This is a genomic window from Levilactobacillus yiduensis, from assembly GCF_024718525.1.
Taxonomy (GTDB): domain Bacteria; phylum Bacillota; class Bacilli; order Lactobacillales; family Lactobacillaceae; genus Levilactobacillus; species Levilactobacillus yiduensis.
This window is the reverse complement of record NZ_JAMXAZ010000013.1, coordinates 52581-74798: the sequence shown is the minus strand read 5'-3', so window position 1 is coordinate 74798 and position 22218 is coordinate 52581. Positions and strand designations below refer to the sequence as shown.

General features: G+C 51.8%; 20 protein-coding genes. 6 read left to right on the top strand and 14 right to left on the bottom strand.

Annotated elements, in window-relative coordinates; all coding sequences use genetic code 11:
• Nucleotides 1-96: 96 nt before the first annotated feature.
• The 4 genes from NGM66_RS08775 to NGM66_RS08760 all read right to left on the bottom strand — a co-directional run bounded on the left by NGM66_RS08775 (nucleotide 97) and on the right by NGM66_RS08760 (nucleotide 3444).
• The gene (locus tag NGM66_RS08775; protein ID WP_208910751.1) at nucleotides 97-807 is read right to left on the bottom strand and encodes a class A sortase; all 711 of its coding nucleotides are present in this window, start codon (nucleotides 805-807) and stop codon (nucleotides 97-99) included.
• Between the two features lie 287 nt (nucleotides 808-1094).
• Complete coding sequence (locus NGM66_RS08770) at nucleotides 1095-1346, bottom strand: type B 50S ribosomal protein L31 (RefSeq protein WP_208910752.1); 252 nt, start codon at nucleotides 1344-1346, stop codon at nucleotides 1095-1097.
• A 101-nt stretch (nucleotides 1347-1447) separates the two neighbouring features.
• Nucleotides 1448-2734 carry a UDP-N-acetylglucosamine 1-carboxyvinyltransferase gene (murA, locus tag NGM66_RS08765; protein WP_208910754.1) on the bottom strand — a complete coding sequence of 429 codons (1287 nt, stop codon included), beginning with the start codon at nucleotides 2732-2734 and terminating at the stop codon, nucleotides 1448-1450.
• A 173-nt stretch (nucleotides 2735-2907) separates the two neighbouring features.
• Nucleotides 2908-3444 carry a TetR/AcrR family transcriptional regulator gene (locus tag NGM66_RS08760; protein ID WP_208910757.1) on the bottom strand — a complete coding sequence of 179 codons (537 nt, stop codon included), beginning with the start codon at nucleotides 3442-3444 and terminating at the stop codon, nucleotides 2908-2910.
• A gap of 289 nt (nucleotides 3445-3733) precedes the next feature.
• Between NGM66_RS08760 and NGM66_RS08755 the strand changes: the two genes are divergently transcribed.
• Nucleotides 3734-6067, top strand: a complete 2334-nt coding sequence (locus NGM66_RS08755) for an ABC transporter ATP-binding protein/permease (protein WP_208910759.1) — start codon at nucleotides 3734-3736, stop codon at nucleotides 6065-6067.
• A gap of 504 nt (nucleotides 6068-6571) precedes the next feature.
• Here NGM66_RS08755 and NGM66_RS08750 read toward each other — a convergent pair.
• From NGM66_RS08750 to NGM66_RS08735, 4 genes are all read right to left on the bottom strand, one after another.
• Complete coding sequence (locus NGM66_RS08750; RefSeq protein ID WP_245155266.1) at nucleotides 6572-8719, bottom strand: L-type lectin family protein; 2148 nt, start codon at nucleotides 8717-8719, stop codon at nucleotides 6572-6574.
• 284 nt (nucleotides 8720-9003) lie between these two features.
• Complete coding sequence (pyrG, locus tag NGM66_RS08745; protein WP_208910762.1) at nucleotides 9004-10611, bottom strand: CTP synthase; 1608 nt, start codon at nucleotides 10609-10611, stop codon at nucleotides 9004-9006.
• Nucleotides 10612-10776: 165 nt separating this feature from the next.
• Nucleotides 10777-11436: a DNA-directed RNA polymerase subunit delta gene (gene rpoE / locus NGM66_RS08740; RefSeq protein WP_208910764.1), complete on the bottom strand. Its 660-nt coding sequence runs from the start codon at nucleotides 11434-11436 to the stop codon at nucleotides 10777-10779.
• Nucleotides 11437-11480: 44 nt separating this feature from the next.
• The gene (locus tag NGM66_RS08735; protein ID WP_125576288.1) at nucleotides 11481-11921 is read right to left on the bottom strand and encodes a YwiB family protein; all 441 of its coding nucleotides are present in this window, start codon (nucleotides 11919-11921) and stop codon (nucleotides 11481-11483) included.
• Nucleotides 11922-12211: 290 nt separating this feature from the next.
• Here NGM66_RS08735 and NGM66_RS08730 point away from each other — a divergent pair, with 290 nt between their 5' ends.
• From NGM66_RS08730 to NGM66_RS08710, 5 genes are all read left to right on the top strand, one after another.
• Entirely contained in the window at nucleotides 12212-13048 is an 837-nt protein-coding gene (locus NGM66_RS08730; protein ID WP_208910766.1) for a lipoate--protein ligase family protein, read from the top strand.
• A 13-nt stretch (nucleotides 13049-13061) separates the two neighbouring features.
• Nucleotides 13062-14426 carry an HD domain-containing protein gene (locus tag NGM66_RS08725; RefSeq protein WP_208910768.1) on the top strand — a complete coding sequence of 455 codons (1365 nt, stop codon included), beginning with the start codon at nucleotides 13062-13064 and terminating at the stop codon, nucleotides 14424-14426.
• 2 nt (nucleotides 14427-14428) lie between these two features.
• Nucleotides 14429-15241: a Cof-type HAD-IIB family hydrolase gene (locus NGM66_RS08720; RefSeq protein WP_208910770.1), complete on the top strand. Its 813-nt coding sequence runs from the start codon at nucleotides 14429-14431 to the stop codon at nucleotides 15239-15241.
• A gap of 22 nt (nucleotides 15242-15263) precedes the next feature.
• Entirely contained in the window at nucleotides 15264-16079 is an 816-nt protein-coding gene (yidA, locus tag NGM66_RS08715) for a sugar-phosphatase (RefSeq protein ID WP_258115556.1), read from the top strand.
• A gap of 215 nt (nucleotides 16080-16294) precedes the next feature.
• Entirely contained in the window at nucleotides 16295-16714 is a 420-nt protein-coding gene (locus NGM66_RS08710; protein WP_208910772.1) for a MerR family transcriptional regulator, read from the top strand.
• Nucleotides 16715-16805: 91 nt separating this feature from the next.
• Here the strand turns inward: NGM66_RS08710 and NGM66_RS08705 are convergent, their stop codons facing one another.
• The 6 genes from NGM66_RS08705 to purR form a co-directional block, all read right to left on the bottom strand.
• Nucleotides 16806-17525, bottom strand: coding sequence for a class I SAM-dependent methyltransferase (locus NGM66_RS08705; RefSeq protein ID WP_208910774.1), 720 nt, complete (start codon nucleotides 17523-17525; stop codon nucleotides 16806-16808).
• 396 nt (nucleotides 17526-17921) lie between these two features.
• Nucleotides 17922-18203 carry a hypothetical protein gene (locus NGM66_RS08700; RefSeq protein ID WP_208910776.1) on the bottom strand — a complete coding sequence of 94 codons (282 nt, stop codon included), beginning with the start codon at nucleotides 18201-18203 and terminating at the stop codon, nucleotides 17922-17924.
• Nucleotides 18204-18400: 197 nt separating this feature from the next.
• Nucleotides 18401-18754 (bottom strand): DUF3899 domain-containing protein, encoded by a 354-nt coding sequence (locus NGM66_RS08695; RefSeq protein ID WP_208910778.1) that lies wholly within the window; start codon nucleotides 18752-18754, stop codon nucleotides 18401-18403.
• 148 nt (nucleotides 18755-18902) lie between these two features.
• Nucleotides 18903-19883, bottom strand: a complete 981-nt coding sequence (locus NGM66_RS08690) for a ribose-phosphate diphosphokinase (protein WP_125576272.1) — start codon at nucleotides 19881-19883, stop codon at nucleotides 18903-18905.
• An 83-nt stretch (nucleotides 19884-19966) separates the two neighbouring features.
• Nucleotides 19967-21346 (bottom strand): bifunctional UDP-N-acetylglucosamine diphosphorylase/glucosamine-1-phosphate N-acetyltransferase GlmU, encoded by a 1380-nt coding sequence (glmU, locus tag NGM66_RS08685; RefSeq protein ID WP_208910779.1) that lies wholly within the window; start codon nucleotides 21344-21346, stop codon nucleotides 19967-19969.
• A 16-nt stretch (nucleotides 21347-21362) separates the two neighbouring features.
• Complete coding sequence (gene purR, locus NGM66_RS08680; protein WP_208910780.1) at nucleotides 21363-22202, bottom strand: pur operon repressor; 840 nt, start codon at nucleotides 22200-22202, stop codon at nucleotides 21363-21365.
• Nucleotides 22203-22218 lie beyond the last annotated feature (16 nt).

The window sequence follows — 22218 nt, the reverse complement described above, 5'->3', positions numbered from 1 at the left end:
AAGCATCATTTATTTAAGTTAGATACATATTATATGTACGAAGGCATTTCGTTTACACAAGATTCTTGACGCTACCAAAAATACTGATTCTTACGCTTATTTATTGTTGAATCCACTGTGGAAGCCTTTTTGAACGGACGTTGGTGCATTCTTATAGGCCATTTGCTTCACGTATTTACCACGAATCATCAATCGGTTGGCCCCAGTCGCGTCACAAGTGATCAGTGTGACCAGCTTTTGCTTCGTCTGCGCCACGACCCCCACGTCTGTGGCCGGAATGAATTTCCGAACACTGACCTTGTAAACGAAGACCTGCTTGGCGTTGGTCAGGTAGATGGTCTGACCGACCCGCGTCTTCCAGTACAACGGACTAAATAAGATCGTCTGTGAGGACATATGGTGGCCTGCCAACGGATAGTTGCCTTGGCCCATCTTCTGGTCTGGGCGCATGGTCCCCGCCGTCAGTGCCAACACCTCATTGCTGACGCCCTTGGCAATCGGCAAATGAATCTTAGACTGCGGCATCAGGATTTCCCCCACCACATGAATGTCTGCCGAATTCCAGCGGGCATTGGCCACCGTTGAGAAGTCCAACGACTTGACCTTACTGAAGTCATACGACGCCTTCTTCTTTTCATTCTTTTGCACTGTTTTCCGGGAAATCTTCGGCTGATAAGACGAAATCAGCCAATTCTTGATTTGTTCATTAAAAATCAACCCCAGTGAAATGATGATCAGGAGGACAAACACCGTACTCCACAACCACCGCCACCGACGCTTCGGTTGTCGCTGTTTTTTGTCTGCCATTTTGCTTACTCCAATCCCCAAATAATTCGGTCTCTACGCTTTTGCATTCTACCCTATTTCCCAGCAAAAACAAAGCTTTCAGACCGGCTGCTGTCAAAAACTTAACGAAATACCACCGTGACTGACCGATATTCCGCCGTCAGTTGGTCCAAACGGTCGTCTCCAGCGACCACCCCCTGACTAGACCACGGAGCGTTAGGCTGTCATTTTAGGCTTTTATCGGGCAACAAAAAACCGGCCACGAGAAAATCCCGCGAACCGGTAAAGACAAATCATAAATTTTATAATTAGTCGTTGGATAAACCGTACTTCTTGTTGAAACGATCCACAGCACCATCGGCTTGAGTAAACTTTTGCTTACCCGTGTAGAATGGGTGGGAATCAGAAGTAACTTCGACACGGATCAATGGGTAAGTGTTACCATCTTCCCATTCAACCGTTTCGTCAGAAGTAGCCGTTGAACCAGACAAGAACTGGAAACCAGTACTTGAGTCTTGGAACACAACTTCGCGGTAATCTGGATGAATTCCTTGCTTCATAATGTTATACGCTCCTTTTGCCCTGATTCATTTACTGAACCAGAGATTGATTTTATCGTCAACCGTTGAATTATACCATGAAACGCGCTAAGCAGCAATGGCTAATCGCGACCATTTTCCACCAAACTGTCGTCAACGATTTCCACGTCGGCGTTTAGCGCCGTTAATTTATCGACGATGCGGTCATAGCCACGCAAAATATTGTCCGCCTGGCTAATCTCCGTATCACCCTCGGCCATCAAGCCCGCGATAACCAAAGACGCGCCGGCACGAATCTCGCCTGCTTGCACTTGGCCACCAATTAAGTCGTCACTCGGGTCGATCACAATCGTGCCCTCTTCGGAGCGAATGTGTGCGCCCATCTTGCGTAACTCCGCGATGTGTTTGATGCGCTTGGGATAAATGGTGTCAATAACCACGCTACTGCCATCCGCCTTGAATAACAGCGGCGTTAATGGCTGTTGCAGGTCGGTGGCGAAGCCTGGAAATGGCATCGTCTTGATCTGAATCGGCTTCAAGTTCTCCGAGCGTGGCACGTAAATGCTATCCTCGTTGATGTCGAGTTGCACGCCCATTTCAATCATCTTGGCGGTAAAGGCCTCCAAGTGTTCAGGAATCACGTTTTTAACCACGATGCCATCCCCTACGGCTGCGGCCATGGACAAATAAGTCCCGGCTTCGATCCGATCGGGAATAATGGTATGCGTGTTCATCGCCCGCAGCGTTGGCACGCCTTCGATCCGAATCACATCGGTCCCCGCGCCACGGACGTGTGCGCCCATGTTGTTCAGGAAAGTCGCAATATCAATGATTTCAGGCTCCTTGGCCGCATTTTCAATCACCGTCGTCCCCACAGCCTTAACCGCTGCGAGGATGGAGTTGATCGTTGCGCCCACCGAGACCATATCCAAGAAGATCCGCGCACCGTGTAAGCCTTCGGGACCTGTCGTGATCCGCACCGTGCCCTCGTGCTCATCGACGGATGCACCCAGCGCCTTGAACGCTTTGATGTGTTGGTCGATGGGCCGTGGCCCGATGTTGTCGCCGCCCGGAAAACTCAGCGTGGCCCGTTGGAACCGCCCCAACAAGGACCCCATAAAATAGTACGATGCCCGCAAGCTCTTGATGGCCTTACTTGGCAGTGGCGCCTCTACGATTTCCGTGGGATCAATGGTCAAGACCCCATCTTCAAATGTGGAATGCACGTTCATTGATTTTAAAATTAACATTAGGTTGTGCACATCAAGGATATCCGGAACCATGTCGAACCGGACCGGCGTGTCAGCCAAAATCGCTGCCGGAATTAAAGCTACTGTGCTGTTTTTAGCGCCGCCGATGGTCACTTCTCCAGAAAGTGGTCGGCCGCCGTGAATAATCATTTTCTTCATTGTGATGTGTTCCTCACTTAATTTTCTTCCATTATAATTCCATACAGTCAGATACCATGATAAATAAACCCAGCCAAAAAGACAACTGTTTCCCGGTATTTCGAGTAAAATGTAATATTCGAGCTGATAATTTGCAATTTCATCAAATCAGTTTACGGCATGTGCCGGGTCACTTATTGGCTGAGCTTTCGCAGGTCATCTAAGTTCCTGGCCAATATGGTGTCGACAATAATCTGTGTTAGTTGGTGAGGTGTCTCGGGCATCCCGTCTTTCACCCACTTCTTCAGGATGCTCTGCAGGCCCGCACCAATGTACATCCCCTGGTAATCATCGATCAACGGTGGCTCCGGGTCGCTTTGCTGCATCAATTTTTGCATGCGCTCCAGCAACTTGGTTTTCCCCTCGACAAAGACCAGATTACTGAGCTTCTTGTCGTGGTAAAATGCCGTCAATAGGCGCTCCAAGGCCTGGGTCGGCGTGCCACTCTCAAATGGGTGCAGCTCGTTGACAAAGGTCTTTTCAATGCTGGCTACGCAATCGTAAATGTCCGTGTAGTACCGGTAAAAGGTCGTGCGGTTCACATCAGCCTGGGCACAAACGGCCGTGACCGATATGGCGTTGATCGGTTTACTTTCCAGTAAAGATAACACCGTTTCCTGAATAACGCGTTGGGTGTACTGGGCCCGCCGGTTATTTTTCACACCAACCATCACACTTCACTCCTATTACCTATCATTTTCATTGACCGCGTTGCCAAGCAACATTACGTGCCGTTGCCGCGCTGATATGGTAAAGTTAACCCACAAAAGTGTTCGCTGGCCATTGATGCAACAGGTCAACCAACATTGTTGCGTTCACAACAGTTCTGTTGACATTGGCGGTTGCCAAAATTCCGAATCTTTTTTACGATATAAGACACGGTGTTGCAATAATGTTCATTTTATCAGAAAAGCACCGCCAACAACAGCCGAAATCAAAAAACGGAAGGATTATTTTAAAATGCTGGAACTCAAACATATCAAGAAATATTACCACGTCGGTGATTCCGTCACCAAGGCACTCGATGATGTTTCCGTTGCGTTCCGTTCACAGGAATTCGTTGCCATCCTGGGCCCCAGTGGTTCCGGGAAGACGACCATGCTGAACGGCATCGGCGGCTTAGACATTTACGACTCCGGTGACCTCGCCATTGAGGGCAAGTCGACCAAGGACTTCTCTGAAGCCGACTGGGACGCCTACCGGAACAATTCAGTGGGCTTCATCTTTCAAAGTTACAATATCATTAGCCATTTAAGTATTCTCGACAACGTGGAAATGGGCATGACCCTGAGCGGCGTCAGCAACGCCGAGAAAAAGGAAAAGGCACTCAAGGCCCTGGACCGCGTGGGCTTGACCGACCACATCAACAAGAAGCCCAACCAGTTATCTGGGGGCCAACTGCAACGGGTCGCCATTGCCCGGGCTATCGCCAACGAACCTGAAATTCTGTTGTGTGACGAACCGACCGGCGCCCTAGATACCGAGACCAGCGATGAGATCATGCAGCTGATCAAGGAACTTTCCGCCGAACGACTGGTCATCATGGTGACCCATAACCCTGAGCTGGCCCGGCAATACGCCGACCGGATTATCGAGTTCGCTGACGGGAAGATTCAAAACGACTCGAACCCTTACAACGAACACGCCGACGCCGAACAATTTCAACTGAAGAAGACCCGGATGACCTTCTGGACCGCCCTGAAGCTGTCCTTCAACAACATTCGGACGAAGAAGGGCCGGACCGCGTTGACCGCCTTTGCTTCCAGTATCGGGATCATCGGCATTGCAGTCGTCTTAGCGTTGTCCAACGGCTTTCAAACGCAGATCAACAAGACGCAGGCCAACACCTTGGCGCAGTTCCCCGTCACCATTGCCCAGACGGCGACCAGTACGACCGGTGCGCAGTCCAATGACAAGGTGAAGGCCAACAATAAAAAGCAGGTCACGGCCAAGATCAGCGAACAGGACAAGGCAACTCATACCAACAAGCTTACCAAATCTTACTTAAACTATGTTAAAAATCTGGATCCAAAATTAAGTAAGAACGTTACCTACACCTACTCCACGGGGATGAACCTCTTGCGTCAGGTCAACGGCAAGACCAAGACGGTATCCTTCTCTAACGCCGACAGCAATAGCTCCAGCAGTTCTAGCGCCATGCAGTCCGCCATGGCCGCATCGACCGGGGTGGGCGGTTCCGTTTACCCAAGCGCCAATGACGGTGGGGTTAATTTCCTAAAGAAACACTACAAGCTGGTCTCTGGGAGCTATCCTAAGAATGCCAACGACGTGATTCTTATCGTCGACCGCGATGGTTCCACCAACATCAACGCGTTGAAGAACCTGGGATACACGGTCAAGAACAATCAGAAATTCAGCTACGGCAAAATCGTGGGCACGACCATTAAAGTCGTGAACAACAACGACTACTACCAAAGCTTACCGACTGGCAATTACGTGCCAAACAAGGCCACGAATTCCCTGTACAACAACACACACAACACCACGTTAAAGGTCGCCGGTATCGTCAAGGTCAAGTCTAAGTCATCCGAAAATGTCTTGGCCTCCGGTATTGCTTACAGCGATAAGTTAACGCAAAACATCATTCAAAAGAACAAAAATTCTGACATCGTTAAGGCCCAAAAGAAGGCCGATGATAACGTGATGACGGGTCAAAGCGTGGACAGCACGACCAAGAAGTCCCTGGTCAGCTACCTCGGCGGCTCCACCACGCCTGCCAGCATCCTGATCTACCCCAACACCTTCAAGAATAAGGATAAGGTGTTGACGTATCTGGATAAATACAACCACGGTAAGAAGAAGGCAGACAAGGTCATCTACACCGATATGGCGGGGACCGTCTCCAGCCTGACCGGTGGGTTGATGGACGCCATTACCTACGTGCTGGTTGCCTTTGCCGGGATCTCCCTGGTCACCAGTATGATCATGATTGCCATCATCACCTACACGTCTGTTCTGGAACGGACCAAGGAAATCGGAATCTTGAAGGCCTTAGGAGCCCGGAAGAAAGATATTACCCGGGTCTTTGATGCCGAAACCTTTATTCTGGGTGTCGGTTCCGGGGCGCTCGGGGTCGTCATTGCTTGGCTCCTGACATTCCCAATCAACGTGGTCCTGAAGAGTATTACGGACCTCAGCAACGTCGCCCACCTGAACCCAGTTCACGGCATCGTGCTGATTGTCATCAGTACGGTCCTGACCATGCTGGGTGGTCACGTACCAGCTCGGATGGCAGCGAAGAAGGACGCGGCTACCGCCTTGCGTTCTGAATAAAATTCACCTGAGGTTGAAGGACAATCAAGTAAAATGAGTGCTGTACAGCCACATAGATTGAACTGGCCGCCTACCGTCCGCCAAATATGGGTCGGAACGCGGTGGGCGGACGGGTCGAGCCAAAGGTCGGTCTCGACACCTCGGCTTTGAGCCGGAAAATCGCGTCTCAAAACCGCCAGTTACCTAACCAGCAAAGACCGCTAGCAAGGTAACTCCCACGGCTGAACCCATATTTGGCGGACTCTCGGCTACAAGGGTGATGGCTAATCGACAATTGCTTTACCCCACAGTATTAATTGCGTTTACCAGCGACCTTGGGTTAATGCACAGACACTGGTAGCCGCTGACACTAGCTGTGGCAAAGCAGCGGACCGCTCAGAATTTAATGATTGCCTTAGTTTTTCAAGCTTCAGAAACTCACTTGTAACTGTAAAACAGGCACGACCCTCAGCTGGGCCGTGCCTGTTTTTTGATACGACAATTTTTGTCTGATTACTCTTCTCGCTACGAAACGGCATTGCTCAGTGTCCAGATGATCTTACCTTGGTAACTGCCGCTCATCGCGTCGCTGTTGGTCTGGAGCATGACGCCTGAGTCGTTGTTCCAGTCGTCCACGATGTCAGTCGTCTGACTGGCCGCAGTATTGGTCCCGCTGGCAACGACCTGTGCTTGCGCTAGCGAGTGGGTGTTGCCCGTCGTGTCGACCCAAACGGCCTCACCCGCTAGTTTGGCGTTCGTGTCTGGATCGGTGAAATCGCTCGCCTGTGCTGTCACCGACCACGTCGACCCCTTGCCCATGCCGTTCAGCACGGAAACGTTCCAATCGGCATTTCGACCGATCATCGTCGCGGTTCCCGGCAACTGCGTGGTCACGAAGGAACTTTTCGGGTTCACGGTCGCAAACGTTAGCGTCCCCGTCACCGTAATCGTCACGACCGCGACGTTGGACTTGTTGCCGCGGTCATCGGTCGTGTACAGGGTCAATTTGTTGGTGCCCGTCACCAATTTATCTGCGGGAATCGTCAGGTTAAAGGCCCCCGCCGCATCGGGATCACTGGTACTGCCATTGAGGGTGAAGTCATCAATCGTGTTGCCGTTATCCAGACTGGCGTGCACCGTGACGTGGTCGTTGGCAACGGTCTCTTCGGTCGCGCTGCTATCCACGCCAACACCCCCGGTGATTTTCACATCCTGGCCAGGTTGCGTGGTCATGGTGTACCCAGATGTCACCAGCAATGCCCACTGCCGCGCGGGGTAAATGGTGTAGCTCGGCGTGGTCACTGAATTGATTTCGTTACTCCCGTTGAAGTAGTCAGTGCCACTGGCCACGGTCGTATCGCTGGTCACAGCATTAGCTTGGCCGTTCAACGTGATGGTCGCGCTGGCATTAGTTGTCGACAAATTCTTCCCCAGCGTGTGGGCGATGGTGCTTGACGACAGTTCCGAACTACTCAGAGATTCTGAACTGCCATCCGCATAGGTGATGGTCCCAGATGAGAAGCTCACGCCAGCGGGTTTGGTCAGCTTGGTCGCGATGTTTTGCCAGCTCTGATTACCGCCGCCATAATTTAACGTGTACGTGTAGGTCAGCGCATCGTTGCCGTTGACTGAACCGCCATCGCTGATATCCTCGCCAGTCGTCTTGTCGGTCACCGTCACGGCCGAAGTGGCATTGACCAATCCGGGGATGTGCTCGAAGGCCACGATATTGTTGGCGGTCTTCGTGGTGGACGTCCCGGTGAAGCCCCAATAGACCTGCTTCGTGGTATCGGTGGCATTGATGCCCAGCTTGGTCAGATCCACGTCGACCGTCTTCGAATTCGTTGGTGTCTGACTGGCGCCCGTGGTTGGGTTCTTATCGCCTAGCGTGTAGGTCATGGTCCCGATATCGCTGGTCCCAGTGGGTGCTGTCCAATCTAGCGTGACGTGATGCCAGGCGCCGTCGGACAGGGTCGTTTCAAACGCGCCCTTATGGTTCATGTAGTAGAAGTAGTACGCGCTACTTCCCTGTGTCCCGTTGCGCTTGTAGGTCGTGGCATCCCCCGGGTAATTGGACCCCACGTGCTGCAGGTCATCATACATGTAGTTGTAGTCGAAGCCGTCATTGTCACCGCCAGTCCGACTCTGGTTGATCTGCTCATCGAACTCCAACGCCCAACTCTTTTGAATAGCCGAAGCGGCAATCGTCTGGGCATCCGTAGCCGTGTTGTCATAGTCGGACCCCCAGACACCCAGCGCTTGGCCAGCCGGTTTAGTGGCACTCGGAAATGTGGTGAACCCCGTGGTCGCAGCGTTTTGCATCACAAATGCCATCCCCTGGCCGGAGTTGGTGGCCCCATTCTTACCGAAGTACATCCACATCGAAAAACGACCGTTCTTACTGAGATCAAACTTGTTGTCGCTGGTCGACCAGGCCGCCCCGTTCTGGTTGGTAGCACCAGAGGTCAGTTGGAGGCCGTGATTGCTCGAAACCAGCGTCGCGTTGTTCGTGACCTTAGGAATCGTGCTCGTCGTGTTGAAAATGCCATCGAGGGCAAAACTGGTTGGCAGACTATCAAGCGCTGCGGTGTCACTGGCCTGGCTCACGACACTGCCAGTCCACAAGCCCCACACCGCCGCTAAACCACCTAACCATAACCATCTCTTCTTCACGTCACAGCCCTCCCCACGGTTGTTTGATAAGTTAACTTATATTAATTATCAATCTATTTTTACATTTCAGGATACCATGAATAATGGTTCAGGTCCACAAACATGTTTATATTAAAAGTTTCTTAATACAGCATAATAAATTGTTATTAAATCATCTCTACTATCCCCGGTATAATAGGGATTTCGTTATTTTAACGATTGAAAACAATCGCACAACTTTTCCTGAAAATAACCACAAAAAAAGGCAGTAGGTTCGCCCTACTACCTTCGCGTATCAGTTTAGCTTAATCTTGAACTTCCTTGCTGGCCGCCGCGATGAAATCACGGAATAACCCTTCTGGCCGTTCTGGCCGTGACAGGAATTCTGGGTGGTATTGCGCTGCAACGAAGAACTTCTTCTTTGGCAGTTCGATCACTTCAACCAGGTGGTCATCAGGTGACGTTCCGGAGAAGACCAGGCCCTTAGCGGCCATTTCTTCACGGTACTGGTTGTTAAATTCATAACGGTGACGGTGGCGTTCCTCAACCATTGGCTGGTTGTCGTAAGCGGCCGCAGCCACACTACCCGGCTTCAACTTGCAAGGGTACAGGCCCAACCGTTGGGTCCCACCCATTTCTTGCACGTCGGCTTGGTCAGCCATCAGATCAATGATCTTGTGCGTCGTGCTAGGGTCCATTTCAGTGGAGTTCGCATCCTTGTAGCCCAGAATATCACGGGCGAATTCGATGCTAGCCACTTGCATCCCCAGGCAAATTCCCAGGAATGGCACGTCTTCTTCCCGCGCATACTTGATGGCGGTGATCATGCCTTCAATTCCTCGGTCGCCGAAGCCACCAGGCACGATGATGCCATCTGCGTCGCCCAACATGTCTTGCACGTTGGCGTCCGTAATCTTTTCGGCATCGATCATCTTCAGGTCAATGTTGGCGTCGACTGGGTACCCGGCGTGTTGTAAGGCTTCGTCCACGGAAATGTAGGCATCGTGCAAGGCCACGTACTTCCCAACCAACGCAATCTTGATGGTCCGGGACAGGTTTTGCATGTGATCGACCATGGCAGCCCACTTGGTCATGTCGGCCTTGGGTGCCTTGACTTGGAAGTGATCCAAGACGATTTGGTCTAAGCCTTGGTCTTGTAACCGCAGCGGAATCGAATAGATGGTTGGGACGTCCATGGATTCGATGACGGAGCTAGGCTTGACGTCACAGAACAGGGCAATCTTGTTGCGCATCTCATCGGTAATTGGTGCTTCGGTCCGAACGACCAGGATATTGGGCTGAATCCCAATGCTCCGCAGTTCTCGTACAGAGTGTTGCGTTGGCTTGGTCTTCATTTCGTGGGCCGCGTGCAGCGTTGGCACCAACGTGGTGTGAATGTAGACCACGTTTTCATCGCCAACTTCTGCCTTCATCTGCCGAATGGCTTCCAGGAAAGGTTGGGATTCAATATCCCCCACGGTCCCACCAATTTCGGTGATCACGAAGTCTGCGCCCAGCGTCTTACCGGCCCGCATGATTTTTTCTTTGATCATCCCCGTGATGTGTGGGATGACTTGTACCGTGGCACCCAGGTAATCCCCGTGCCGTTCTTTTTCCAATACTTCTGAATAAATCTTACCAGTTGTGACGTTGGAATACTTGTTCAAATTGTTGTCAATGAACCGTTCGTAATGGCCTAAGTCCAAATCTGTTTCGGTCCCATCGTCGGTGACGAAGACTTCCCCGTGTTGGTAGGGGTTCATCGTACCGGGATCCACGTTGATGTACGGATCGAATTTTTGAATGGTCACGTTCAAGCCACGGTTCTTCAGCAACCGCCCTAGGGAAGCGGCCACAATCCCCTTACCTAGTGATGAAACCACGCCGCCAGTCACAAAAATATATTTGGTCATGTGCAAACTCCTCGTAAGATTATTTAGGGTCGGAAATTATAAAAAAAGCTCCCTATCCATTGCGAATAGGGAGCTTACCGTCCAGTTGTCCTCGCTACAAGTAGCAAGGAGCCCAAAAAACATAATACCTGGTTTTTGGCAGGAGGTCAAGCGAAGAACGAAAATTTATTTTTGTTCTTCGTCGTCATCTTCATCATCATCGTCAGCTTCATCGTCGTCGGCGGAGAAATCAAGATTCTCATCATCGTCGTCCGGGGCTTCCATTTGGGAAAGCTGGTCTTCGATACCATCCGGAATATCTTCCGAATCGTCTTCTTCGTCATCGTCGTCGATGCCTAACCCGTTCTGGAGCTTGCCCAGATCAGGGGTGCCGCCGTTACCGGTCGTATCATCGTCATCATCATCGGATGCATACGTGGTGGTGTCATCATCTTCCGGATCGTCGTCATCGTAATCGATCACGTCATCGTCGTCGGTCGTGTCAGCCAAGAAGGCGTTAACCTTCTTACGCTTCTTACGCTTAGGTTGATCTTCATCTTCCTCGGCGTGAACGGTCGCTTCATCGATGGATTCAAACGGATACCAAGTTCGCAGTCCCCAAAGGTTATCACCCAGAGAAATGAAACTACCATCGACATTTAAATCCGTATAGAATTGGGACAGCCGGTCACGAACTTCTGCGTCGCTATCGCCTAAATAGGCTTGGACGGCGTTTGCTAAGTCAGCAAATGCCATCACATCGCCATGTTGCGATAAAATGGCGTGAGCAACTTCGATCATTGATAATTCCTTTTTGTTCTGGCCCTCAAAGACTTTTAATTCCAAACTGGTGCACGTCCTTTCCACAGTCTACGAAATATGATACTCGTTTATGCGGTAAATTGCAATCTAATCTTGTAGTTTCCGACCAGATCTTCGTTCGCATAGAGTAGGTAGTCAATCTTAACGTTGCCACTAAACGGTCTTTCCTTGAAGCTGGTCTCTAAATAAGGGGTCACGGTCTCGATGGGCATGATGCCATACGGCGTGTTGTAACGGGCCGTCACGCGTTTGCCACTCACGAAGTGCAGCCGTAACTCGGCTTCAGCGTTGCGGGTCAGATGGACTTCACCTTCTGGCGTAAACTTCATGGTGACCGGCGTCTGTTCACCCGTTTCCTTATTCGGTTCCAAATACCGCAAGTACAGGGTCCGACCCATCTGAACCAGTTGGCCATCCACATCCAAGCGGTAATCCGAAACGTCTTGGTCCTGCTTGATGTGCGTTTCCAAGTGAATCATGACGGGCACCCCCGTAGATAATCGATCCATTTGCACACTTCCTTTCCGCGAATTGTCTGCGTTAATTATAGTTCATTTCCCGGGGAAAGCCTACCAATTATCCTCTTTTTTCTGGGCTGGTCACTTCCGGTACGACCCGCTTCTCGTCTGGTTAGCGCTGGCAGGGTGCTCCAACGTTCAGACGCCAGAACCAATTGTCACTGTCCGCCCTGACAATGCCGATCTTTCTTCGGCTAACACTGTGGTCCAGACCATGACGGCGCAAGCGTTTTCTAGTATAATGAGTGGTTGAAGAAACTTTACGAAAGAAGGTAGGTTTCATGTTTCCGTTTAACCTCCCCACAGATTCTATTCAAACTGTGACCACGCCCATTCCGGCTGATCAGAAAAATCAAGCCTTTGGCTACACCAACGCCCTCCTCGACCTCGTTGTGGACCTTCAGCAGCCCATACTGCACTTCTGGACCATGCAGCCTACCGTCATCATGGGTCTGAAGGATAAACGCCTACCGGACCTGACAGCGGCTGTTAAGGCTGTTTCCCGGCACGGCTATGATTATGTCCTGCGTAATTCTGGTGGTCTGGCCGTCGTCAGTGATGCCGGCGTGTTGAACGTTTCTTTGTTTGCGCCGCTCACCACACCACCGATCAGTGTCGAAGCCGCCTACGCGCAGATGACGACGCTAGTCGATGCCGCGTGGCCGGAATTGGCCCTTGAACACTATGAGATCACCCGGTCCTATTGTCCCGGTGATTATGATCTCAGCGTGGCGGGAAAGAAAATCGCCGGCATTGCGCAACGGCGCAGTCCCCATGCGCTGGTCACCATGTTGTACCTCGGCGTGAACGGCGACCAGCCGGCCCGGGGAGAAATGATTCGTGACTTTTACCAAGCGGGGCTTGGGACGGCCGAGAACAAATGGGGCTTCCCGGACGTTGACCCCAACGTCATGACGACCACTGCCGACCTCCTTCACCAGGACTTAACGGTGGCGGATGTGCAACAACGTTTCGTGACTGCCGCTACCAGCGCTGGTCTGCATGTGGGCCACGAGAAACTGGCCACCTTGATGGCGACCCCCAAGTTTCAAGCAAACCTGGACCACGCCACCGCGCAAATGGCTCGGCGACAACCGCGATTAACCAAAGAACCTTAAAGGAGGAATCAGTGTGACCTATGCCCAACAACGACTGCCGCGGGAGAAAGTCTTCCGTGATCCGGTCCACAATTATATTTATGTTCAACATCAAATCATTCTTGACCTGATCAATACCCGGGAATTTCAACGGCTCCGGCGCATCAAACAACTTGGGACGGCCTCGCTGATTTTCCACGGCGCAGAGCATTCACGCTTCACCCATTCGCTGGGAGTCTACGAAATTGCCCGCCAGATCTGTGACAATTTTCAACGCAACTATCCGTCGCAAACACCTGGGGATGGCGGCTGGGACGACCGGGAACGCCTAACTGCCCTGTGTGCGGCGCTTCTACACGATATCGGCCACGGTCCCTACTCGCACACCTTTGAACACATCTTCCACACCGACCACGAGGCCATTACCGCGGAGATCTTGACCTCCCCGGAAACGGAAGTCAACCAAGTGCTACGGCGCGTTAGCCCGACCTTCCCCGCTGAGGTGGCCAGCGTGATTCAAAAGACCTACCCGAACCCGCAAGTCGTCCAAATGATTTCCAGTCAAATCGACGCCGATCGGATGGACTACCTGTTACGCGATGCTTACTTCACGGGTACCGAATACGGGACCTTTGACCTCACGCGGATTCTGCGGGTCATGCGGCCTTACACCGGTGGGATTGCCTTTGCCATGAACGGGATGCACGCGGTCGAAGACTATATCATCAGCCGCTTCCAAATGTACCAACAGGTCTACTTCCATCCAGTCTCCCGTTCCATGGAGGTCATCTTAGATCGCCTGTTGGGCCGTGCCAACGAGCTTTACCAGGCACACCAAACCGATGAGAGTTTCATCCCCCACCTGCTGTTGCCGTTCTTCAATCATCAATTCGACTTAAACGACTACCTCAATCTCGATGACGGCGTGCTGACCACTTACTTCATTCACTGGCGCGATTCTCCCGACGATATTCTCGCCGACTTGGCGCACCGGTTCTTAGACCGCAAGCCACTCAAGAGCGCCGAATTTACCGCGGCGACCGAATCCTTACTGCCTAAACTACGCGACATGATTCAGTCAGTCGGCTTCAACACGGATTACTACACCGCCACGGACAACAGCTATGACTTGCCCTATGACGATGCCTACGACCCGAAAGTCACCTACCCGTTGACGCAAATTGAGCTGCAAGAACCCGACGGCAGCCTATTGGAATTGTCGACCGTGTCCGATCTGGTCAACGCCATGCGGGGAAAATTCTCCGGGGATCAACGGTTCTTCTTCCCCAAGGAAATGCTCAATCCTGGCAACGACGCGCCCGAATTATTCCAGCCAATCTATGACCAATTCGGCGCCTACATTCAAAACAACCAACTGGTTCAACCCAAGGAGTCCTAACCATGACGGTGAAACTAATTGCAATCGATATTGACGGTACCTTACTGACCCCCAATAATAAATTGGCTCTGTCGACCATTGACGCCATCAAGGCAGCCACCGCATCCGGCATCAAGGTCGTGCTCTGCAGTGGTCGTCCCTTAGCCGGCGTGCGGCCTTACCTGGAAATGCTGGACCTCATTGGCGACGACCAGTACGTGATCGCCCACAACGGTGCGGCGGTCCAAACCACCAACGGTCAGGCATTGATCACGCACTCGCTGAGCCTAAACGATACCCAACGTCTGGTTGACCTGGCAGACCAGACGCCGATTCACTATCACATGATCACGCCGCAGGCCATTTACACACCTAACCGGCCCGCCAGTGCTTATTCCATTCGGGAAAGCCACCTGGTCAACCTGCCGATCAAGTACTTACCAGCAACGGAAATTCCGCAAGACGAGGCGTTGTTGACGTTCGTCTTCATTGACGAAACGGACTTGGTCACGCAATTTGACGCCACGATTCCACCGGCCCTGCGTCAGCAATTCTACGTAGTACACACCGATGAACATTTCATCGAGGTGCTCAACCGCCATGTCAGCAAGGCCAACGCCTTACAGGAACTGGCCCAACAGCTGCACATCGATGATAGCGACGTCATGGCCATCGGTGATGGTCCCAACGACCTGCCCATGTTGCGGGCGGCCGGTCTCGGGGTCGCCATGGGCAACGCCGACGCCACGGTCCAAGCCGCAGCCGACGCCGTTACCGACAGCAATGCCAACGACGGTGTGGCCAATGCCATTTTAACGTATGCTTTAACACTCTAACTCATTTAAAGGAGACGCCTTCATGACTAGCACTATCAAATTAATCGCCATCGACATCGACGGCACCCTGCTCAACGAAAAAAACGAACTGGCTCAGGAGACCATCGACGCGGTCCAAGCCGCGAAGGCCCAAGGTATCAAGGTCGTGTTGTGTACCGGTCGGCCGTTGACGGGGGTCCAACCCTACCTGGACGCCATGGGTATCAGTGGCGACGACCAGTATGCCATCACCTTTAATGGCTCCGTCGCCCAGACCATTTCGGGTAAGGTCCTGACCAACCATTCATTGACCTACGACGACTATATCGACCTGGAGAGCCTCTCCCGCAAGCTCCAGTCCCACTTTCAAATTGAAACGCCCGAACACATCTACACGGCCAACAAGAACATCAGCGCCTACACGATTGCGGAAAGCTACCTGGTCCGCATGCTGATTCGGTACCGCGAAGTCAGTGAAACGCCACGTGACCTCACGATTTCCAAGGCCATGTTCGTGGATGACCCTAAGGTGATCGATCACGTGAAGGCCAACATGCCGCAAAGCTTCAAGGACCGCTTCAGCGTGGTTCAAAGCGCGCCTTACTTCATCGAAGTCATGAACAGCCATGCCAGCAAGGGGGGCACCCTAGGTGAATTGGCCACCCAACTTGGCCTCACCGCAGATAACGTCATGGCCTTGGGCGACCAGGGAAACGACCTGTCCATGATCACGTACGCCGGTATGGGCGTAGCCATGGGCAATGCGATTGCTGAAATTAAGGACGCCGCCCAAGCCGTCACACTGACCAACGCTGAAAACGGCGTGGCTGCGGCCATTCGCAAGTATGCGCTGCGTTAGTCCTTTAAGGCACCGTCATTCACACTGATTACCAGTGAATAGGTAGCGCCCATGTTAATGAATCAACCCATTATCGACTTACCCCAAAAGCGGATAAGTCGATTTTTTAATTAACTCATCGAACCTCGGTTAATTTCCGACCTGTAGTCGTTAATTTTAACCCTATGGTTGGCTCCAGTGTTAACCTAGTCATGACCAGAGGAGATGGTTGTTTTATGAATATTAAGGAGTTTGCGACACGGGTCAATTGTAGTCCGGATACGCTGCGCTTTTACGAGAAAATGGGGATGATCGTGCCGAAACGCACGACGACCGGCAATTATCGGCAATATACGGTAACGGACCTCACGACATACCGAATCATCCACAGTTTAAAACGCGCCGGCTTGTCACTGGAAGAGATTTATAAAGTTTTAAAATTGCGTGATGCCAAGGTCAGTGCCATTCACTGTGCGGACACATTGCGGTTCATCACGGGGAAGCACGCACAGTTTGCTGATGATCAGGGCTTCTACGCCAAGTTGACCAAGCTCACAGCCAAAATGACTCAGGCGCTGTCAAAATCAACACTGTCGCACAATGAACTAGCCACCATGATCGAGCAGATCGGTGAATTGGACGACCAAGTCGTTTAGACGGCGGTCGTGACCACGCGGAGATAGGCCAATGATACTCACCTAAAGATCGGGGATTGCCTAACTGGGATTCCCGATTATTTATGTCCCCTCATTTTTTGACTGCCCAAATCATGTAGCTAGGCATCCATGGCCCACTCCACCAGCCGTCGATTCCTAATCCTCGCGCCTGAACGATGCAACAGTCCATCGCAGTCAATACTTGTTGATATTCTTTTCGGTTATGACCCGTATCCACAATGAGCAATTTGCCACCGGGTTTCAAGACCCGCACGGCCTCACGGAGGGCCTGTTCTCGCCGCTTAGTCGGCTTAACGTTATGTAGGGCAAAGCTCGCGGTGACCAGGTCATACTTAGCTGGCGGTAACGGGAGCGTCGCCATATCCGCCGTAATCAGGTTAGTTCGATCCGAGATGCCCCACCTATTCAGATTAGTCTGGGTCGCGGCCAGAGAATTTTTCGATTGGTCCCGCGAATGCCAAAGATCGACGCCGGTTACGGTCCCAGGTAATGTTAGCCGTTCGGCCACCCGGTACAGAATCGCGCCATGACCACATCCCAGATCTAGTGCCTGGTCCGTGGGCAATACGCCGGCCTCATCCAATAGTTTTGTCCAAATCAAGGCTTTGCCAATCAACGACGTTCGCAAAAAGAGTCCGCAACCGATGACAAAGCTGATACCTACCACAATTAGCCCAATCCGCCCATAATTTGCCGGTGTCAGCGCTGCCTCAACTAAAAATATCAGGCCGACCAGTCCGTAACTAATTGGCACGGCTGGCGCATCGATCCCCGTTTTGATTTTTTGCATATGCCTGTCCTCCCTCAACAAAATAGCATGATCACGCTTCCCTACCAACAATCTAACCCAGAGAATACGCCGCTAAAAATCGCGTAAATTCTAATCAGAACATCCGATTATTAAGGTGCTTATAAACGCTGTCATATCAACAGTTGACAGCTTCTTAGGGGTACGTTTAACTATACAGAAATCCACCGCCATTTTCTAGCGGAAAATGCACAATCGTACTGCCCCATTAATCTATTCAGAAACTTAACGACAAAACAAATGGACACCTTCGCTAGAAAAGTGTCCGTAGTTTAAATCATTATTACTCAACCGCCATCAAGCTATGTGCTTGAACGAACTGCTGGAATGTTTGGAAGCATTGGGTTAGAAAGCCCAATTCCGTTCTTCCTCACACCGTCAACAGATTTCCCCTGTCGGTGCCGTGGTACCCGCATCCCGGCTGGGAACGATAGGTTCGCGTTCAGCATTGGTCGTGGTTCGACTGTGTTGGCCAATTGGTTCCACAGAATAACGCTGATTTTCTAATGGCGCCGGTTGGGCTTCTCGCGCTGTGACTCTCGTCATTCGTGGTGCGGCCGCCGCACTGACACGATCTTCTGGGTGGCCCCCACTCACAGCAATGACCACACCGCCGATCAACACAACACCCACTAAGGCACTAATATTCTTAACTGTCATCAATACCTAGCTCCCTTCTAAGCGGGATGTGACCAGGCACCCCGTCTATTCACCACCCACTATAGGCCCTGAGCGCCGATCTGAATACTATTTGCATGGCGCAGACCCGGCTTCGTAAAATTTTGGGCGCTAACCATTTGCTAATGACGTCATTCAAAAAGGCCGGGCACTGTCGCACCCCGCCTCATACTGATCTACTAAATTGTAAACACGATACCCAAAATGATGTAGCAGGCTCCACTGACCAATCCGAAGCGCGCAAACGTGTTCACCACGATTGGTGAGTTTTTCACGCTGGCCACATGCTTGACCGGAACCTTTTCACCGGGTAGTGGCTCGACCTTGTCCTTGCGGTGCCACAGATGCCGCCAGCCCGTGAATAGGTGGCCCTTTAACAGGACACAGATAGCCCCGAACACGATTAGCGCCAGGCCGACCATGAATAGTAAGTTGCCAATCGTCATAAATGACTGACCCAATATTTTCATCACTAATGCAACCAGCAGGCCCGCCGCTACGGTACCTGTTGCTGCCCGTTTCCAGTTTTTCATTCGCTTCAATCCCTTGTTTTAATCTTATCTCGTTTCCAAAAAAGAGTTTGGGCCAAAACGCCCAAACTCTTTGGTATCTCTGAACTTATATTGCCGAAACCTGGGCCAAAAGGTAGCTGGTTCCACTCTCTTTTTCAAGTCCAAATTTTTATTGTTCGTGACTCCGGAAACGGTTCTTGAACAATGGGCTGACTGGCCGGTTTTCGTTGATACGCTTGATGGCTTGACCAATCAGCGGACCAACTGAGATTTGTTCGATCTTGTCGATTTGCTTGTCGGCCGTTAATTGAATGGAGTCCGTCACGACTAATTTCTTAATCGGTGAGTTCTTGATCCGTTCAATCGCAGGACCTGACAAGACAGGATGCGTACAGCTAGCGTAAACTTCCTTGGCACCGGCATCCATCAGGGCTTGTGACCCCAATGTGATCGTACCGGCCGTATCGATCATATCATCGATCATGATGCAACGTTTGCCTTTGACATCCCCGATGATATTCATGATTTCAGCCACATTAGCCTTAGGCCGCCGCTTGTCGATGATGGCAATCGGTGCCTTCAAGAATTCGGCCAAAGCCCGGGCCCGGGTCACGCCACCGTGATCGGGTGAGACCACCACGGCGTCTTCAGCTAAGCCACTGTTGATGAAGTAGTCCGCTAACAGCGGTGCGCCCATCAAATGGTCAACTGGCACGTCGAAGAAGCCTTGGATCTGGGCCGCATGCAGGTCTAATGCCAAGACCCGAGTTACACCGGCCGTTTGTAGCATGTTTGCGACTAACTTTGCCGTAATTGGTTCGCGGGAACGCGCTTTACGGTCTTGACGCGCATAGCCGTAGTACGGAATGACCACGTTGATGGTGGCCGCACTTGCCCGTCGTAACGCATCAATCATGATCAGCAGTTCCATCAAATTGTCGTTTACGGGTGCCGACGTTGATTGAATCACGTACACGTGGCTGCCCCGCACACTTTGTTCGATGTTAATCCGAATTTCGCCGTCACTGAACCGGTCCACCGAAGTTTTCCCTAATTCGACACCAACTTCGTTAGCGATTTTTTCCGCCAACGGTTTGTTGGAGTTCAACGCAAAAATCTTTAATTTAGGGTCAAAATATTGCGTAGCCATAATTTCCTCCAATTGCGTATAGTCTGTCTGAATTTCCTACAACAATTTTATGCTATCGCGTTAGGAAACACAAGGCCTTCACCTTAATCTTCACCACGATAAGGTAATTTTTGGTAATAATTGGGTTTATTCGTCTGCCGTGACCGGGCAATGGCCATGTCGTACTTGGCCACACCGTCGGTAATCGTCGAGCCCGCTGCGATAAAGCTGTGGTCGGCCACTTCAAGTGGGGCCACTAAGTTCGAGTTCGAACCGATGAAGGCGTCGTCGCCCACGGTCGTTTCGTGCTTGTGCTTGCCGTCGTAATTGACGAAGACGACCCCACAGCCAACGTTGATGTTCTTGCCCAGCTTGGCGTTACCCACGTAGGTCAAATGACCAACCTTGGTATCTTCACCAATCGTGGCCTTCTTCACTTCAACAAAATTGCCGAGGTGAACCTTTGGCCCGATGTGTGATTCTGGCCGCAAATGACTGTTAGGACCAATGTTTGAGCCACTGGCCATGTCGGAGTCTTCCAGCAAGGAGGACGTGACCGTCACGTGGTCGGCTAATTTGGCATTACGCAACTCGGAGTGCGACCCGATGTAACAGTCCTCACCAATGACCGTGTCGCCCTTCAGGAGCACGCCGGGTTCGATGATGGTGTCGGCCCCAATCTTGACGCCGGCATCAATGTAGGTCGTGGCAGGGTCGATCAACGTGACCCCGTCGCGCATGTGTTGTTCATTGATGCGCTGACGCATGATTTTGGTCGCCGCGGACAAGGCCACGCGGTCGTTGACCCCCATGGATTCATCGAAGTCAGCCATTTGATAAGCCGCCACGATGTCGCCTTGGTGCTTCAAGATTTCAATGACGTCGGTCAGGTAGTATTCCCCCTGCGCATTGTCGTTAGACGTTTCGTGCAACGCCTTGAACAACTTTTGGTTGTCGAAAACGTACACCCCGGTGTTAATTTCATGAATCTCTTGTTCCTCGGAGCTGGCATCCTTTTGTTCCACGATCTTTTCTACGATGCCGATGTTGTTACGGACGATTCGGCCATAACCAGTCGGGTCCGGCGCAATTGAGGTCAAAATGGTGGCCGCTGCGTGCTTCGCTTCATGATAGGCAAAGAGATCGTCAAACGTTTCTGCGCGGAACAGTGGCGTGTCACCACTAACAATCAGCGTGGTCCCCTCTTCATCTTTTAAAATGGGTTCCGTTTGGAGCACGGCATGGCCGGTTCCCATCTGCTTGGCCTGTAAGGCGTACTGCGTCCGGTCACCCAACGTGGCCTTAACGTCGTCGGCACCGTAGCCCACGACCGTCACGATTTTATCCATATTGGTCTGTTCGACCTGGCTCAACACGTGGTCGACCATGGCCTTGCCACAAACCTGATGTAACACTTTGTAAAGTTTTGATTTCATCCGGGTGCCCTTGCCGGCAGCGAGGATAATGGTATTTCTAGTCGTCATACGCAATGTCTCCTAGCTATTTTGATTGGGAATCGTCGTCGCCAAAAATTTGGGTCAGGTAGTTCCCGGGTGATACGCGAATCTGTTCGTCGGCTGTCTGAATCTTCAACAGCGACGTGTACTTGCTGACGGTCCGTTGCCCGGCAAAATCGCCTTCAGCAAACACGGCCACGCCAGCTAATTGGGAATCGAATTCATCGACTAAGGAACGCAGGCCACCCACGGTCCCACCGCCCTTCATGTAATCATCGACGATCAAGACCCGTGAATTAGGCTTGACGCTACGCTTGGACAGCGCCATGCGTTCGATGCGCTTGGTCGAGCCGGAGACGTAGTTCACACTGACGGTCGAACCTTCAGTGATCTGTGAATCATGCCGCACGATGACAAATGGCACCCCGAGATAGCTGGCCACACTTTGCGCCAACGGAATCCCCTTGGTGGCCACGGTCACTACAACGTCCACGTTTTGATTTAAGTACTGCGTGGCTAAGATACGCCCAATCTGCCGTAAAGCCGAGGGCCGGCCCAAGATGTCGGACATGTACACGTAACCACCGGGCAAATACCGGTCGGCTTCGGACAGTTCGGTGATCATGTCGTCCACAAATTGTTCCGCCTCTTCACGTAACACGTACGGAATGAACCGCGCGCCACCAGCAGCGCCAGGGACCGTCTCTAACAGACCCGTTCCCCGCGTCTGGAAGGTACGTTTCAGAATCGTCAAGTCTTCACTGATCGAAGACTTTGCTGATTCATAACGCGCCGCAAAAAAGGTTAATGAAACCAATTGATGCGGCCGTTCCAACAAATACCGGGTCATATCAACCAATCGGTCACTTCTTCTGACTTTCAACTTCTTCACCTCAACG